The sequence below is a fragment of the Micromonospora sp. A200 genome (assembly GCF_029893845.1).
GTDB classification, from domain to species: Bacteria; Actinomycetota; Actinomycetes; order Mycobacteriales; family Micromonosporaceae; genus Micromonospora; species Micromonospora purpureochromogenes.
This window is the reverse complement of the sequence record NZ_JARXXY010000024.1, coordinates 80,619-96,319: the sequence shown is the minus strand read 5'-3', so window position 1 is coordinate 96,319 and position 15,701 is coordinate 80,619. Positions and strand designations below refer to the sequence as shown.

Sequence of the window (15,701 nt, the reverse complement as noted above, 5' to 3'; positions counted from 1 at the left end):
GTGAGACCCGCTCATGGCAAGTCCTTCCCGGCACCGCGCCGAGGCGGCGCGCTGGCTCACCGCGTCGCAGGTGCTGGCCACGCTGCACCGGCGTCCGGGCATCACCCGCGCCGCCATGGCCGCCGAGTTGCAGCTGACCAGCGGCTTCGCCACCGAGATCACCGCCCGGCTGCGGGACCTGCGCCTGCTCACCGAGACACCCGCGCCGGCACGGGGGCGGGGCCGGCCGACGACCGTCCTGCGACCGCATCCCGAGGGGCCGGTGGTACTCGCCGTCGACCTGCGGCAGGAGGACTGGCGACACGCCGTCGCGACCATCGACGGGCAGGTGCACGAGGTGCGGCACCGTTCCCACCGCACCCGCGAACCGGCCACCGTGCTGGCCGCCGTACGGCACAGCGTCGAGGCGACCCGCAACCGGTACGGCGCGCGGCTTCGCGCGGTATCGCTGGCGGTCGCCGGCACCATCCATGACGGCCACCTCGTACAGGCCGCCACCCTCGGCTGGCGCTCGGTCGACCTCACCACCATCACCGCCGGCACGGACCTGCCGCTGCTGCTCGGCAACGACGCGACCCTCGCCGGCGTCGCCGAGGCCCGCACCGGCGCCGCCGTCGCGGCCGGCGCCGCCGTCGCGGCCGGCACCGCCCTGCACCTGATCGTGGGGGTCGGCATCGGCGGCACGCTCACCATCGCCGGGGTACCGGTGACGGGCGCGCACGGCGCCGCCGGCGAGTACGGCCACCTGCCCTTCGGCGACCGGGAACAGCGCTGCCCCTGTGGCGCCCGCGGCTGCTGGGACCTCGACGTCGACGGCCGTGGCCTGGCCCGCCACCTCGGCGAATCCCCACCCGCCGACCCGCGGCGCTACGCCGGGCAGGTCCTCGACCGTTGCGCTGTGGACCCGCGCGCCCGGCAGGCGGTCCGGGCCGTCGCGACCTCCCTCGGCATCGGCATCGCGGGTCTGGCCAACATCCACGACCCCGACCTGATCACGCTCGGCGGACTCGGCCCCGCCCTGCGGCACGCCGCCGCCGAAGCCTTCGACACCGCCTACACCGACGGTCTGATGACCCTGCACCGCGCCCGCCCACCGTCCGTTGTGGACGCCGCGCACGGGGACGAGGGTTCGCTGCGCGGCGCCGCCATCGTCGGGCTCGACCACATCACCGGCCAGAGCGCCCTCGCCGAGTGGGTGCGCACCCTCGCCACACCACCCGGGGACGTGGCCCCGACGATTTCCGGCTGATTCCCCGAGTACCACCACACTCTCCCGGCCTCGTTGAAAAGGCGATCCACCAGGCGTATGACGGAGTGGCCGGCCACGCCGGTCGATTTCGTGTCGTACGGCTGTCGTTCAATCGGCCTGCACGCGGTCGGCCGGTTCCGCGGGTCTTCAGCACGGTGACGGTGCCGCACCGCGTCCCGGCGTGCGGCCCTGCTGGTCAGGGCCGCGCGGTGCGACGAGAGGCGCTGTCCGGAATGGGTGAGAGAAGGGTTGAGATCATGAGTAGACGCACCACCGGCCCGGCCGTCGAGGCCGAGGGCCTGACCAAAGCGTTCGGGGAGACCCGGGCGCTCAACGGCATCGACCTCCAGGTCCCCGCCGGTACGGTCTACGGCCTGCTCGGCCCGAACGGTGCCGGCAAGACCACGGCGGTACGGGTGCTGGCGACGCTGCTGCGCCCCGATGGCGGCACGGCGAGGGTCTTCGGTCACGACGTGGTCACCGACGCCGACGCGGTCCGCTCCCGGGTCAGCCTGACCGGCCAGTACGCCTCGGTGGACGAGGATCTGACCGGCACGGAGAACCTCGTGCTGCTCGGCCGCCTGCTGGGCCTGAAGAAGCCGGCGGCCCGCGAACGTGCCGAGAGCCTGCTCGCCGCGTTCGGCCTGACCGAGGCGGGCGACCGTCAGGTGAAGAAGTACTCGGGCGGCATGCGGCGGCGCATCGACATCGCGGCGAGCATCTTGAACACTCCCGACCTGCTGTTCCTGGACGAGCCGACGACCGGGCTGGACCCGCGCAGCCGCAACCAGGTCTGGGAGATCATCCGGGCCGTCGTGGCGCACGGCACGACGGTGCTGCTGACCACCCAGTACCTGGACGAGGCGGACCATCTCGCCGGCCGGATCGCGGTGATCGACCACGGCCGGGTGATCGCGGAGGGCACCCCGGGTGAGCTGAAGTCGTCGGTTGGCTCCGGCACCGTCCACCTGCGGCTGCGCGACCCGGGGCAGCGGCCCGAGGCCGAGAAGGTGCTGCAGGCGGCGCTGGGTGTTCCGGTGCAGCTCGACGCCGACCCGGTCGCGTTGACGGCCCGGGTCGGGGGCGGCAGCGACCTCGACGCGAGCCGGCACGCGGCCCGCGCCCTCGGTGATTTGGCCAGCGCCGGCATCGTCGTGGACGACTTCTCCGTCGGCCAGCCGAGCCTGGACGAGGTCTTCCTGGCCCTGACCGACCATCCCGCCGCCACGGTGGACGAGCAGAACAACGAGCTGGAGGCAGCCCGATGAGCGAGACCGCCACCACCGCGACCGGGCCCGCCCCGGCCGTCTACGTACCGTCCGCCGAGGCGCTGGGCACCGTGCTCGCGCCGGGCGCGCGACCGCCCCGGCCGACGGCGCTGTCGGCGTCGCTCACGTTCGGCTGGCGCGCCATGTTGAAGATCAAGCACGTGCCGGAGCAGCTGTTCGACGTGACGGCGTTCCCGATCATCATGGTGCTGATGTTCACCTACCTGTTCGGCGGTGCCCTCGCCGACAGCCCGCGGGACTACCTGCAGTTCTTCCTGCCCGGGATCATGGTGACCAGCGTCGTGATGATCACCATGTACACCGGCGTCGGCCTCAACACCGACATCGAGAAGGGCGTCTTCGACCGCTTCCGTACGCTGCCCGTCTGGCGGCCGGCCGCGCTGGTCGGCATGATCTTCGGCGACGTGCTGCGCTACGTCCTGGCGGCCCTGGTCATCCTCGGTGTGGGGCTGGCGCTGGGGTTCCGGCCCGGCGGCGGGTTGCTCGGGGTGCTGGCCGGGATCGGCCTGCTGGTGGTCTTCTCGTTCGCGTTCTCCTGGGTGTGGACGTTCTTCGGCCTGATCCTGCGCAGCGAGAAGTCCGTGATGGGAGTCAGCATGATGGTGCTGTTCCCGCTGACGTTCCTGAGCAACGTCTTCGTCGAGCCGGCCACGATGCCGGGCTGGCTTCAGGCGTTCGTCAAGGTCAACCCGGTCACGCAGCTGGTGGCCTCGGTGCGTGCGGCGATGTCGGGCACCTCCGACGCGTCGAGCATGATGTGGACGCTGCTGTGGAGCGCCGGGTTCGTCGTGGTCTTCGGCACCCTGACGATGTACCGGTACAACCGCCGCTGATCCTGACGCGACGACCGGTCCCGCGCCGACCGGCCGGTGAAGGTTTTTTTCATGCATCGTGATTAACAGGAAGGCTATTGACAGCGGCCGTTTCCCGGGGCGAGGGTGTGCGTGCAGTGGCCCCCGCCCCACCTGGAGGTTCGATGCGCCCCATCGCCGTGCCACGCAGACGTGTCCTGCTGGCTGCCGCCGTCGCCGCAGCCACCGCCCTGCTCACCACCGGGCCGGTCACCGCCGATCCGCTCCCCGCGGGGACCTCCGCAGCCGACGACCGGCAGCAGCAGTACGCCGCCGCAGCCGCCGAGTACGGCGTGCCGGAGAGCGTGCTGCTCGCCGTGTCGTACCTGGAGTCCCGGTGGGACACCCACGCCGGGCAGCCGAGCACCAGCGGCGGCTACGGACCGATGCACCTGACCGACGCCGCGCAGGTCGCGTCGACCCCCGCCAGCGGCCACGTCGACGAGGACGAGGACCCCCGGGGCGACGAGTCCCGCCCGCTGGCCGTCGACCCGGCGCTGGGAGCCGCGCCCAGCGGGGACACCCTGCCGGAGGCGTCCCTGCAGACGCTCGACGCGGCGGCCGCCCTCACCGGCGTACCCGAGGAATCGCTGCGCACCGACGCCGCCGCCAACATCCGGGGTGGCGCGGCGCTGCTGGCGTCGTACCAGCAGGAGCTCGGCGGGCCCGACGGTGCCGGCAGCGACCCGGCGGCCTGGTACGGCGCGGTGGCCCGGTACTCCGGTGCGGACACCGCGGACGCGGCGGCGGCCTTCGTCGACGAGGTGTACGACCAGCTCGGGCTCGGCGCCAGCCGGACGACCGACGACGGCCACCGGGTGACCCTCGCCGCCCGGGCGGTGACGCCGGACGAGTCCGGGCTGCACCGGCTCGGGCTGCGCCGCGCCGAGCGGCCGGACGGCCTGGAGTGCCCGGTCCGCCTCGCCTGCGAGTGGCTCCCCGCCCCCTACGAGAAGTACGGCCCGAACCCGGGCGACTACGGCAACCACGACCTCGGTGACCGGCCGGCCCAGCAGAAGATCGAGTACATCGTCATCCACGACACCGAGGGCTACTTCGGCCCGAGCGTGAAGCTGGTCCAGACGAAGACCTACCTGGGCTGGCACTACACGCTGCGTTCGGTGGACGGCTACGTCGCCCAGCACATCAAGGCCGAGAACGTCGGCTGGCACGCGGGCAACTGGTACGTCAACGCCAAGTCCATCGGCGTCGAGCACGAGGGCTTCGCCGGCCACGGCACCTGGTACACCGAGGCGATGTACCGGACGTCGGCGAAGCTGGTCCGGCACCTGGCGCTGCGGTTCGGCATCCCGCTGGACCGCCAGCACATCCTCGGCCACGACAACGTCCCCGGCACCACCGCCGGGACCGTGGCCGGCATGCACTGGGACCCGGGCCCCTACTGGGACTGGTCGCACTACTTCGAGCTGATGAAGGCGCCGTTCCACTCGACCGGCACCCCGCACAGCGGCCTGGTCACCATCGACCCGCAATTCGCCACCAACCAGCCGGCCTTCATCGGCTGCAACCGGCAGCCGCCGGGCGTGCCGACGCCGGTGCCGCCGGCCGTGCCGTGCCCGCTGCGCGGCTCGTCCTCGGTCATCCTGCGCACCGCGCCCAGCCTCGACGCGCCGCTGGTCAACGACCGGGGGCTGCGGCCGAACGGCACGCCCGACACGATGTACATCTCCGACCACGGCGCCCGCGCCTCGGCCGGCCAGACCTACGCCCTCGCCGGCGTCCAGGGCGACTGGACCGCCATCTGGTACCTCGGCCAGAAGGCGTGGTTCCTCAACCCGCCGTCGGCGCCCACGGCGAAGTGGGCGGCGGGCTTCGTGGTGACGCCGAAGCCGGGTAAGGCCACCATCCCGGTGTACGGGCGGGCCTACCCCGAGCGGGCGGCCTACCCGGCCACCATTCCGTACCAGACGATTTCGCCGTTGCAGTACACCTTCTCGGCAGGGCAGCGGTACGCCCTCGGCGGGGTCCTGCCGGGCGAGTACTACCGCGCCGTCTCCTTCGACGGCTCGGCGCCGGGCGATCGGACGGTGGTCCGCGGCGCGAACCGGTACGTGCAGATCCAGTTCGGCCACCGGGTGATGTACGCGAACCTGGACGACGTCCTCGTCCTGCCCGCCGCGGTGGGCGCGTCCGGGTAGCCGTTCCGGCGCACTTCGCGATCAAGGCCGTTACCCGCGCAGACGCGGGTAACGGCCTTGATCTGGTGCGGTACCGACCTACCCGAGCTGCGGGACAGGTGCTCCGGTGCTCGCGAGGCCGAGCCGGGCGACCGCCGCCGTGACGAGCTCGTCCGGAGGCAGCGAGACGTCGAGGACCACGCCGGACTCGTCCGGACGCAGCGGCTCCAGGATCGCCGTCTGGGAATCCAGCAGGCTCGCCGGCATGTAGTGCCCGGCACGCCGGGACATCCGGTCCCGGATCACCTGCGCCGGCCCGTCCAGGTGGACGAAGTCCAGGTCCGGCGGCCCCTGCCGCAGCAGGTCCCGATAGGACCGCTTCAGCGCGGAGCAGGCCAGCACCGTCGACACTCCTTCGGCGTGGCGGGCGGCCATCCACGCGGCGAGGTCGCGGAGCCAGGGCCAGCGGGCCGCGTCGTCCAGCGGTACGCCCGAGCGCATCCGCGCCACGTTGGCCTCGGAGTGGAACTCGTCCGCCTCGGCGAACGTCAGCCCGGTCAGCTCGCTGATTCCCCTGGCCACGGTCGTCTTGCCGGCACCGGACACGCCCATCACGACGACGTGCCGGGTCGGCCGCGGGTTGCCGTGGGCGCGAAGCCCGTCACCAGTCATGGACGGTGCCGTCCTTGAGCCGGTTGAACGGCAGGTACGCCGCCGTGTACGGGAACCGTGCGGCGGCCTGCTCGTCGAGCTCCACGCCGAGACCCGGCTGTTCCCCGGGGTGGAGGTAGCCGTCGGCGAAGGTGAACGACTGCCGGAACACCTCGTTGGTCAGGGGGCCGTGCTGCATGTACTCCTGAATGCCGAAGTTGTGGATGGCGAGGTCGAGGTGGAGCGCGGCCGCCATGCCGACCGGTGAGATGTCCGTCGGACCGTGGATACCGGACTTGATCTGGTACTGCGCGGCGAAGTCGAGGAGCTTGCGCATGGCCGTGATGCCCCCGGTGTGGGTGACGGCGGACCGCACGTAGTCGATGAGCTGTTCCCGGATGAGCGTCTGGTAGTCCCAGACCGTGTTGAAGACCTCGCCGATGGCCAGCGGCGTGACGGTGTGCTGGCGGACCAGCCGCAGCGCCTCCTGGTTCTCCGCCGGCGTGCAGTCCTCCAGCCAGAACAGGTCGTACGGTTCGAGGTCCTTGCCGAGCCGGGCGGCCTGGATCGGGGTCATCCGGTGATGGCCGTCGTGCAGCAGCGGCAGTTCGGGGCCGAACTCGTTGCGTACCGCCTCGAAGACGCCGGGGAGGTGGCGCAGGTAGGACCGGGTGTCCCAGTCCTCCTCGGCCGGCAGCGGGGTGCGCTGCGCCGGTTCGTAGTCGTAGCGCTTGCCGTCGGGGCTGGGCTGCGCGGCGACCCCGTAGACGGCGTTGATCCCCGGCACGGAGGTCTGCACCCGGATCGACCGGTAGCCGAGCTCGAGGTGGTTGCGGATCGAGTCGAACAGCTCGGGGATGTCCCGCCCGGAGGCGTGCCCGTACGCCATGACGCCGGTCCGCGACGCGCCGCCGAGCAACTGGTAGAGGGGCATTCCGGCGGCCTTCGCCTTGATGTCCCAGAGCGCGACGTCGACGGCCGCGATCGCCGCCATGGTCACCGGTCCGCGCCGCCAGTACGCCGAGCGGTACAGGAACTGCCAGGTGTCCTCGATGCGGTGCGGGTCCCGCCCGATCAGCAGCGGGACGACGTGGTCGGCCAGGTACGAGGCGACCGCCAGTTCCCGCCCGTTGAGGGTGCCGTCGCCCAGGCCGGTGAGCCCGTCGGCTGTGGTGATCTTCAGGGTGACGAAGTTGCGGTCGGGGCTGGTGACGATGACGTCCGCTGCGACAATCTTCACGGGGTGCCTTTCTCAGGTGGTGCTCAGCGAAGGGTGTTTCCGGTCTCGTGGCCGTCGAGAAGGGACAGTTCGTCGCGGCGGGGCAGCCCCTCCCAGTCGCCGTGACCGGCGACCGCGAAGGCGCCGAGGGTCACCGCGCGGCGCAGGCGGCCGGCCAGGTCGAGTCCGTCGAGGTGCCCGGAGAGGTAGCCGGCGGTGAACGCGTCGCCTGCGCCGACGGTGTCCACCGCGGTCACGCGCACCGCCGCGACCTGCCGCACGCCGTCGCGGGTGTACGCCCGGGCGCCGTCGGCGCCCAGCTTGACCAGCACGGTCTCCACTCCGCGCGCCAGCAGGCCCGCCACCACCGTGGACTCGTCCGACCCCGGTTCGCCGACGAGGTCCAGCTCGTCGGTGGAGGCGATGACGACCGAAGCGTGGGCGGCCAGCGGGGCCAGCACGGCGCGGGCGGCTTCCCGCGTCCAGAGCCGGCTGCGGTGGTTGACGTCGAGGCTGACGAGCATCCCGGACCGGGAGCCGGTCTCGGCCGCCCACCGGGTGGCCTCGCGGGCGCTGTCGGACAGGGCCGGGGTGATCCCGGTCAGGTGCAGCATCCGGGCGCCGTCGGCGATCGGCTTGCGCAGGTCCGCCACGCGCAGGGCCGATCCGGCCGAGCCCGCCCGGTGGTAGCGCACCCGGGTCAGGTCGGCGGTGCGCCGTTCCAGGAACAGCAGACCGGCGGGCCGGTCGGGATCCCTGGTCACGTCGTCCACGCCGACGCCCTCGGCGCGCAACTGCCGCAGCAGGTACTCGCCCAGCTCGTCGTCGCTGACCCGGCCCACCCAGGCGACCCGGTGCCCGAGCCGGGCCAGACCGATCGCGACGTTGGACTCCGCCCCGGCCAGGTGCATGGTCAGCGCGCCCCCGGCGGCCAGCGGGCCGGGCGCCCGCAGCGACACCAGCGCCTCGCCGAAGGTGAGCAGGTCGACCGCGGTCATGAGGCCGGCGGGCGGGCAGCCGCCGCCAGGTAGGCCCGCGCCCGGTGGCGCAGCCCGTCGAGGTCACCGCCGGAGGCGGCGTCCCCGACCAGCGGGCCGCCGACGCCGACGGCGATCGCCCCGGCGCTCAGATAGGCGGGCATCTCGGCCAGGCCCACCCCGCCGACCGCGACGAAGGGAATGTCCGGGAACGGGTCGCGCAGCGCCTTCAGGTACGTCGGGCCGCCGAGGGCCGCCGGGAAGAGCTTCACGGCGGACGCCCCCATCCGCACGGCCGTGTACGCCTCCGTCGGGGTGAGCGCCCCGGCGGCGACCGGGAGTCCGCGGCGCACCGCCTCGGGGATGGACTCGACGACGGCCGGGGTGACGATGAACTGCGCGCCGGCGGCGAGCACGTCGGCGACGTCGGCGGCGGTCAGCACCGTTCCCGCGCCGACCAGCGCGTCGGCGGGCGCGGCCGAGCGGATGGCCGCGATGGCGTGCAGTGCGCCCGGCGTCGTGAGGGCCACCTCGATGATGCGGACGCCCTCGTGCAGCAGCGCGGTGCCGGTGGCGATCGCGGCGGCGGTGTCGGTGCCGCGGATGATCGCCAGGATGCGGGCCGCGGCGAGTTCGGTGGTCAGGTCGAGGGTCATGGTCACCATTCCGCGTAGGAGCCGTCGGGGTGCCGCCACATGGGGCTGCGCCAGGCGTGGCCGCGCTTGTCGGCCGCGCGTACCGCCTGCTCGTCGATCTCGATGCCCAGCCCCGGCGCGGTGAGCCGCTCGACGTGCCCGTCGACGAAGGTCAGCGGCGTCTTGTCCAGGCAGTAGTCGAGCACCTCGGCGCCGAGGTTGTAGTGGATGCCGATGCTCTGTTCCTGGATCAGGTAGTTGGGCGTGGCGAAGCCGACCTGCAGGCAGGCCGCCAGGGCGATCGGCCCGAGCGGGCAGTGCGGGGCGAGCTGCACGTCGTAGACCTCGGCGAGCGCGGCGATCTTGCGTACCTCGGTGATGCCGCCGGCGTGCGAGAGGTCCGGTTGGGCGACCGCGATGCCGGCCTGGAGGACGGGCAGGAACTCCTGCCGGCTGTAGAGCCGCTCGCCGGTCGACACCGGGGTGGTGGTGGACCGGACGAAGTCGCCGATGAGGTGGGAGTTCTCCGGCACGACCGGCTCCTCGAGGAACAGCGGCCGGTACGGCTCCAGCAGCGGTGCGACGCGGCGGGCGTTGGCGAGGGTGAACCGGCCGTGGAAGTCGACGGCGACGTCGCGCTCGTCGCCGAGCACCTCGCGGGCGGCGGCCACCCGCTGGACCACCGCGTCCAGTTCGGCGACCGACGCGATCGGGCTCATCCGCCCGGAGGCGTTCATCTTGACGGCGGTCAGGCCCGCCGCCACCTGCTCGGCGATGTGGTCGCGGACCTCGTTCGGCTCGTCGCCGCCGACCCAGCCGTAGACCCGGATCCGGTCGCGGACGGGCCCACCGAGCAGTTGGTGCACCGGTGCCCCGTACCGCTTGCCGGCGATGTCCCAGAGGGCCTGGTCGAGGCCGGCCACGGCGCTGGCCAGGATCGGGCCGCCCCGGTAGAACGAGCCCTTGGTCATGACCTGCCAGTGGTCCTCGATCCGCAGCGCGTCCCGGCCGATCAGGAGTTCACCGAGCTGCTCGACGGCGGCCCGGACGGTTTCGGAGCGCCCCTCGCAGGTCGCCTCGCCCCAGCCGACGATCCCGGATTCGGTCTCGACGCGGACGAAGAGCCAGCGGGGGGCGACGAGGAACGTCTCGATGCGGGCGATTGTCGTCATGGTGTCCTCAGCCCTTCGTCGCGCCGGCGGTGAGCCCGGAGACGACGTACTTCTGCACGAACAGGGCGATCAGCATGATCGGCAGGGTGACGACGGTGGCCGCCGCCATCAGGCCGCCCCAGTCGATGCTGGCGTAGCCGACGAAGTCGAAGATCGCGACGGGCAGGGTCTTGGTGTCGGCGCCGGAGAGCACCAGGGCGAACATGAAGTTGTTCCAGGAGAAGATGAAGGACAGGATGCCGGCGGTGGCCACGCCCGGCACCGAGAGCGGCAGCGTGATCCGGCGGAACGCGCCGATGTGGGTCAGCCCGTCCACGAGCGCCGCCTCCTCGAGTTCGAGGGGGAGGCCGTCGAAGTAGCCCATCATGATGTAGACCACCAGCGGCAGCGACACGAACATGTGGCTGAGGACGAGCACGCCGAACCCGCCGACCATCTGCAGGTTGGAGAAGACGTAGTACCAGGGCACCAGGAGCGAGACACCGGGGATGACCCGCGCCATGAGCACCACCAGCGCCGACTTGCGCATGTTGAAGCGGCTCATCGAGTAGGCCGCCGGCACGCCGAGCAGCAGGGAGAGCGCGGTGGCCGCGAAGGCCACCCAGAGGCTGTTGCCGATGAACTGGACGTAGTTCGCCTGCTTCAGGACGTTGGCGTAGTTGTCCACGGTGGGCGAGAAGACGACCGCCTTGCCCGTGTCGTAGATGTCGACGTTGGTCTTGAACGACGCGGCGATCATCCAGAACAGCGGTGCGAGCAGCGCGATCACCACGACGGCGAGCGCCACGAAGCGGAAGATCCGGTAGGCGGAGCGGGCCTTCATCGCTGCGCCTCCTTCCTGCGGGACGTCAGGGCCCACATCGACCCGATGATGATCAGGAAGAAGATGATGAGGACCGTCGATGAGATGCCGTACTCGTTGTAGTCGAAGCTCAGGCCGTAGGCGTACACGTTGAGGGTCTCGACCTCGTGGAACGAGCCGCCGCCGCGGCCCTTGGTGGCGTAGAGGATGTCGAAGGTCTTCAGCGCGTCGATGCCGCGCAGCAGGATCGCGACGATCACGGTGGGCATCACCAGCGGCAGGGTGACGTGCCGGAACCGCTGCCAGCTGCTCGCGCCGTCGATGCGCGCCGCCTCCTGGGGCTCGTCGGAGAGCGAGCTCAGGCCGGCGAGCAGGATCAGCACGACCATCGGCGTCCACTGCCACACGTCGATGAAGATCGTCGTGGGCAGCGCCGAGTGCTGGCCGGCGAGCCACGGCTGGGGTCCGATGCCGAACCAGCCGAGCAGCTGGTTGGCCATACCGATGTTCGGGTCGAAGATGAGCCGCCACATCATGCCGACCGCGACCGGGGTGGCGACCAGCGGCATCAGGATGGCCACGCGGACCCACTTCTGGCCCCGGAACGGACGCCACAGCAGCAGCGCGACGGCCATGCCGAGGACGACCTCGAACAGCAGCGCGACGACGGTGAACGCGGCGGTCCGCCCGACGGCGGGCCAGAACCGCTCGGTGTCCGAGAGCACCTCGACGTAGTTCTGGAAGCCCACGAACTCCGACTCGGCCCGCACCGAACCCTCGGCGTCGGTCAGGCTCAGATAGCCGGTCCAGGCCAGCGGGAAGACGATCAGGGCGGCGACGAACACCATGGCGGGCGCCGCGAAGAGCCACTTGCGATGCTCGTTGGCCCAGCGGGCCCAGCCGGGCGTGTCGGGTGTGACGGAGGCGTCGTGGGGTCTGGTGCGGGTGGTGACTGTTGCCATGAGATCTCCGGGGTGGGCGGGCCGGACGGGGGAGTGGGGGTGGCGGAGCCGGACGGCGCCGCCACCCCGCGCTCGGCTTACTTGGCCTCGTCGTCCAGGAACTTCTGGAACGCCGTGTTGGCGGTCTCGGCCGCGGCCGCCGCGTCCTTGCCGGCGATGGCGTCGACGATCGGCTGGCCGACGATCTCCCGGGCCTGGGCGACCTTGTTGACCAGCGGGCGGTCGTGCCCGATGCCGTCCTTGGTGCTGGCCGCGATGGCCTCGACGAGGTCCTTCGGGTAGGACGCGGTGCCCTCCGGGTTGGCCCAGACCGAGGTACGCGCGCTCGGCACGCCGGCCTTCTGCTGCGCGAGCGTCTGCTCCTTGCCGGTCGCCCACTCGACGAACTTCCAGGCGTTGCTCTGGTTCTTCGAGCCGTCGCTGACGCCCAGCGCCCAGGAGGGGATGTTGTAGGGCTTCGAACCGGCCGGGCCGGCCGGGAACGGCGCGAAGCCGACGGTGTCGGCGACCTTCGACTTGGTCGGGTCGGTGGCGTTCTTGTAGAGCGAGTTGGCCTCGGTGTAGAAGGCGGCCTTGCCCTGGGTGAAGATGGCCATCGCTTCCGGCCAGCTCATGTCGGTGCTGACGTTCGCCGGGCCCTGGTCCTTGATGAGCCCGCCGTAGTACGCGTACGCCTGCTTGGCCTGCTCGGTGTTGACGGTGGCCTTGCCGCTGCTGTCGACGAAGTCACCGCCGAAGCTGTAGAGGAAGCTGGAGAACTGGGTGACCGCCGGCGACTTGCCGGTACGGGCGACGAAGCCGGCGACGCTCGGGTCGGCCGCCTTGATCTTCGTGGCCGCCGCCTTGAGCTCGTCGAGCGTCTTCGGCGGGGCGGTCAGGCCGGCCTTGGCCAGCAGGTCCTTGCGGTAGTACAGGACCTCCTGCTCGGTGATGATCGGAACGCCGACCGGCTTGCCCTCGTACGAGGTGGCCTGCACCGGGCCGGCCTGGAAGTCGCTGAAGTCCCAGTCCTTGTTGGACTTGACCTCGTCGGACAGGTCGGCGAGGTACTTGTTCTTGGCGAACAGCTTCCCCTCCTGCAGGGGGCGGTACATCATCACGTCGATGTCGCTGGAACCGGCGTTCAGCTTGACGTTGTACTGGTCGGAGAGCTGGTCCTCGCCGAGCTGGGTGAGCTCGACCTTGAGCCCGGTCTGCTTCTCGAACTCGGGCAGGGCCTTCTTGATGTTCTCCGTCCACACGTGGTTGGCCAGGGTCACCCGAACCGTCTTGGAATCGCCGCTGTCCTCACCGCCGCCGCACGCGCTCAGGCCCATGGCGGCAACCACGGCCAGAGAAGTTCCGATTATCGATCGACGCCGCACGTCCATCTCTCCTTCTGTATGGTGGCCGCCGCCCGGGGGAGGAGCGCCACATCGTTGTAACGTCCGCTTAACGACCGGATGCTAGGCCCAAAAAGCTGACTTATTCAAGAGGTGATCTCTAACTGATATGCTCCGAACCGTGGATCAGTCCTCCCCAGGGGTCGCACCCGTCCAGCACGCCCCTGCCGAGGCCGGGTTGCACGCCCGCGTTCTCGACCACCTCGGCACCGCCATCTGCGGCGGCGAGGTGGCCGCCGGATCCGTCCTCAACATCGACGACCTCGTTGAGCGGTACGCCGTCTCCCGCTCGGTGATCCGCGAGGTCCTGCGGGTGCTGGCGTCCATGGGATTCGTCGAGACCCGGCGCCGGGTCGGGGTCATGATCCGACCGGCCGGGGCGTGGAACGTCTTCGATCCGCAGGTGATCCGCTGGCGGCTCGCCTCGGCCGGCCGCATGGCGCAGATGCGCTCGATCACCGAACTGCGGACCGCCGTCGAGCCGCACGCCGCGTTGCTGGCCGCCGGCCGCGTCGACCACGACGAGGCGAGCGACCTGGTCGGGCTCGCCGCCAAGATGTGGGCCGCCGGGAAGGCCGGTGACGAGGAGCGCTTCCTCAGCCTGGACATCGAGTTCCACCGGCGGGTGCTGGTCGCCTCCGGCAACGAGATGTTCGTGAAACTCCAGGAACTGGTCGCCGAGGTGCTCACCGGCCGGCACCACTACCACCTGATGCCGCACTACCCCGACGAGCAGGCGCTGCAACTGCACGCCGACGTCGCCCAGGCGATCCAGCGACGCGACGGCGAACGGGCCCGGCAGGCCATGGTGCGGATCATGGAGCAGGCGTTCGACGAGATGAAGTCGATGTGGGAGCAGACCGGCGAGCCCGGTCAGGGCTGACTCCGCGTCCATATCGCCGGGGGTATGACCCAGCGGGTAGGGCGAGCCGATCGATTCACATCAATATGATGTCCGCAATCGTGAACCAGGTGCGCGCACGAGGCGTGCCGGTCGGAATGCGGAGGATCACATGCTTCGTTGGCGCACCCTCACCGGCCTGCTGGCCGCCGCGTTGGCCGCGGTGACCGCGGGCAGCCTCACCCTCGCCGCGCCCGCCGCCGCGGCCGAGCCCACGCCCACCCCGTACGTCGTCGGCGGCACCCGCGCCGCCCAGGGGGAGTTCCCGTTCATGGTGCGACTCTCGATGGGCTGCGGCGGGGCCCTGTACAGCCCGCGACTGGTGCTCACGGCCGCGCACTGCGTGGGCCGCACGGGCACCAACACCAGCATCACCGCGACGTTAGGCGTGGTCGACCTGCCGTCGTCCAGCCGGATCACCGTCCGGTCGAACTACGTCTACCGCGCGCCCGGCTACAACGGCAACGGCAAGGACTGGGCGCTGATCCGGTTGGCCAGCCCGGTCACCGGGCTGAGCACCCTGCCGATCGCCACCACGACCGCCTATGACAACGGCACGTTCACCGTCGCCGGCTGGGGCGCGGCCCGAGAGGGCGGCTCCCAGCAGCGGTACCTGCTCAAGGCGACCGTGCCGTTCGTGAGCGACTCCACCTGCGACGCCAACTACGGCGGCCAGGTCATTGTGGCCGAGGAGATCTGCGCCGGTTACGCCAGCGGCGGCACGGACACCTGCCAGGGCGACTCGGGCGGCCCGATGTTCCGCCGCGACGCCACCAACGCCTGGATCCAGGTCGGCATCGTCAGCTGGGGCAACGGCTGCGCCCGGCCCAACTACCCCGGCGTCTACACCCAGGTGAGCTACTTCTCCTCGTCGATCGCCTCGGCCGCCGCCAGTCTCGGCGGCTGAGGCGTACGACCGATCGCGGCCCGGCTGACCACCAGCCGGGCCGCCCGCTCGTCGTCACCGGCGCCATCGGGCGGGACCGACGATCCGGCCACGTGATGCTGTCCCCGGCACCTGACGGACTCTCAAGCTGGGCGGAGTCGGGTGTCGACGAGCTCGCGCCCGAGGGGCCAGAACGCTGCCGGGACGAGTTTGAAGTTGGCGATGCCGAACGGGGTGCCGATGATCGTGAAACAGAGGGCGATGCCGGCGAGGATGTGGGACAGGGCCAGCCACCAGCCTGCCAACACCACCCACAGGACGTTGGCCAGGCCGGAGGCGACGCCCGCGCCGGGCTTGGCCACGAGGGTGCGGCCGAAGGGCCACAGCGAGTAGACGGCCAGCCGCAGCGATGCGACCGAACGGGATGGTGACGACCAGGACGAAGCAGACCAGCGCGGCGATGCCGTAGCCGATCACGAGGACGAGCCCGCCGCCGAAGATGAGCCACAGCACGTTGAGCAGGAAGCAAGTCCCCTCTCCAGGATGACCGCCGCACGCCACCGACGATCGGCTCCGGGCCTGGTTCG

14 protein-coding genes and 1 pseudogene are annotated in these 15,701 nt (G+C 71.3%); 6 read left to right on the top strand and 9 right to left on the bottom strand.

Going from position 1 to position 15,701, the window contains the following annotated elements; all coding sequences use genetic code 11:
- Nucleotides 1-13 precede the first annotated feature (13 nt).
- From M2302_RS22620 to M2302_RS22605, 4 genes are all read left to right on the top strand, one after another.
- Nucleotides 14-1,249: an ROK family transcriptional regulator gene (locus M2302_RS22620; RefSeq protein ID WP_280839854.1), complete on the top strand. Its 1,236-nt coding sequence runs from the start codon at nucleotides 14-16 to the stop codon at nucleotides 1,247-1,249.
- A gap of 257 nt (nucleotides 1,250-1,506) precedes the next feature.
- Nucleotides 1,507-2,517: an ATP-binding cassette domain-containing protein gene (locus M2302_RS22615; protein ID WP_280839853.1), complete on the top strand. Its 1,011-nt coding sequence runs from the start codon at nucleotides 1,507-1,509 to the stop codon at nucleotides 2,515-2,517.
- Nucleotides 2,514-3,371: an ABC transporter permease gene (locus M2302_RS22610; protein WP_280839852.1), complete on the top strand. Its 858-nt coding sequence runs from the start codon at nucleotides 2,514-2,516 to the stop codon at nucleotides 3,369-3,371. Before M2302_RS22615 ends, M2302_RS22610 begins: the two co-directional genes overlap by 4 nt.
- Nucleotides 3,372-3,514: 143 nt before the next feature.
- On the top strand, nucleotides 3,515-5,548 hold the full coding sequence (locus M2302_RS22605) for an N-acetylmuramoyl-L-alanine amidase (protein ID WP_280839851.1): 2,034 nt from the start codon (nucleotides 3,515-3,517) through the stop codon (nucleotides 5,546-5,548).
- A gap of 78 nt (nucleotides 5,549-5,626) precedes the next feature.
- Here the strand turns inward: M2302_RS22605 and M2302_RS22600 are convergent, their stop codons facing one another.
- The 8 genes from M2302_RS22600 to M2302_RS22565 all read right to left on the bottom strand — a co-directional run bounded on the left by M2302_RS22600 (nucleotide 5,627) and on the right by M2302_RS22565 (nucleotide 13,261).
- Nucleotides 5,627-6,199 (bottom strand): gluconokinase, encoded by a 573-nt coding sequence (locus M2302_RS22600; RefSeq protein WP_280839850.1) that lies wholly within the window; start codon nucleotides 6,197-6,199, stop codon nucleotides 5,627-5,629.
- Nucleotides 6,189-7,418: a D-mannonate dehydratase ManD gene (gene manD, locus M2302_RS22595; protein ID WP_280839849.1), complete on the bottom strand. Its 1,230-nt coding sequence runs from the start codon at nucleotides 7,416-7,418 to the stop codon at nucleotides 6,189-6,191. Before manD ends, M2302_RS22600 begins: the two co-directional genes overlap by 11 nt.
- Nucleotides 7,419-7,441: 23 nt before the next feature.
- Nucleotides 7,442-8,395: a sugar kinase gene (locus M2302_RS22590; protein ID WP_280839848.1), complete on the bottom strand. Its 954-nt coding sequence runs from the start codon at nucleotides 8,393-8,395 to the stop codon at nucleotides 7,442-7,444.
- Entirely contained in the window at nucleotides 8,392-9,030 is a 639-nt protein-coding gene (locus M2302_RS22585) for a bifunctional 4-hydroxy-2-oxoglutarate aldolase/2-dehydro-3-deoxy-phosphogluconate aldolase (protein ID WP_280839847.1), read from the bottom strand. The genes M2302_RS22590 and M2302_RS22585 overlap by 4 nt, the downstream gene beginning before the upstream one ends.
- A 2-nt stretch (nucleotides 9,031-9,032) precedes the next feature.
- On the bottom strand, nucleotides 9,033-10,181 hold the full coding sequence (gene dgoD / locus M2302_RS22580) for a galactonate dehydratase (RefSeq protein WP_280839846.1): 1,149 nt from the start codon (nucleotides 10,179-10,181) through the stop codon (nucleotides 9,033-9,035).
- 7 nt (nucleotides 10,182-10,188) lie between these two features.
- The gene (locus M2302_RS22575; RefSeq protein ID WP_210774651.1) at nucleotides 10,189-11,004 is read right to left on the bottom strand and encodes a carbohydrate ABC transporter permease; all 816 of its coding nucleotides are present in this window, start codon (nucleotides 11,002-11,004) and stop codon (nucleotides 10,189-10,191) included.
- Complete coding sequence (locus M2302_RS22570; RefSeq protein ID WP_280839845.1) at nucleotides 11,001-11,945, bottom strand: sugar ABC transporter permease; 945 nt, start codon at nucleotides 11,943-11,945, stop codon at nucleotides 11,001-11,003. Before M2302_RS22570 ends, M2302_RS22575 begins: the two co-directional genes overlap by 4 nt.
- A gap of 77 nt (nucleotides 11,946-12,022) precedes the next feature.
- A complete protein-coding gene (locus M2302_RS22565; protein WP_280839844.1) occupies nucleotides 12,023-13,261 on the bottom strand; it encodes a sugar ABC transporter substrate-binding protein in 1,239 nt (412 codons plus the stop codon).
- 187 nt (nucleotides 13,262-13,448) lie between these two features.
- Between M2302_RS22565 and M2302_RS22560 the strand changes: the two genes are divergently transcribed.
- The gene (locus M2302_RS22560) at nucleotides 13,449-14,210 is read left to right on the top strand and encodes an FCD domain-containing protein (RefSeq protein WP_280839843.1); all 762 of its coding nucleotides are present in this window, start codon (nucleotides 13,449-13,451) and stop codon (nucleotides 14,208-14,210) included.
- 130 nt (nucleotides 14,211-14,340) lie between these two features.
- Complete coding sequence (locus M2302_RS22555; RefSeq protein WP_280839842.1) at nucleotides 14,341-15,135, top strand: serine protease; 795 nt, start codon at nucleotides 14,341-14,343, stop codon at nucleotides 15,133-15,135.
- Between the two features lie 122 nt (nucleotides 15,136-15,257).
- On the opposite strand, the pseudogene M2302_RS22550 reads toward M2302_RS22555, so the two are convergent.
- Nucleotides 15,258-15,675, bottom strand: a pseudogene (locus M2302_RS22550) (YccF domain-containing protein).
- Between the last annotated feature and the right edge of the window lie 26 nt (nucleotides 15,676-15,701).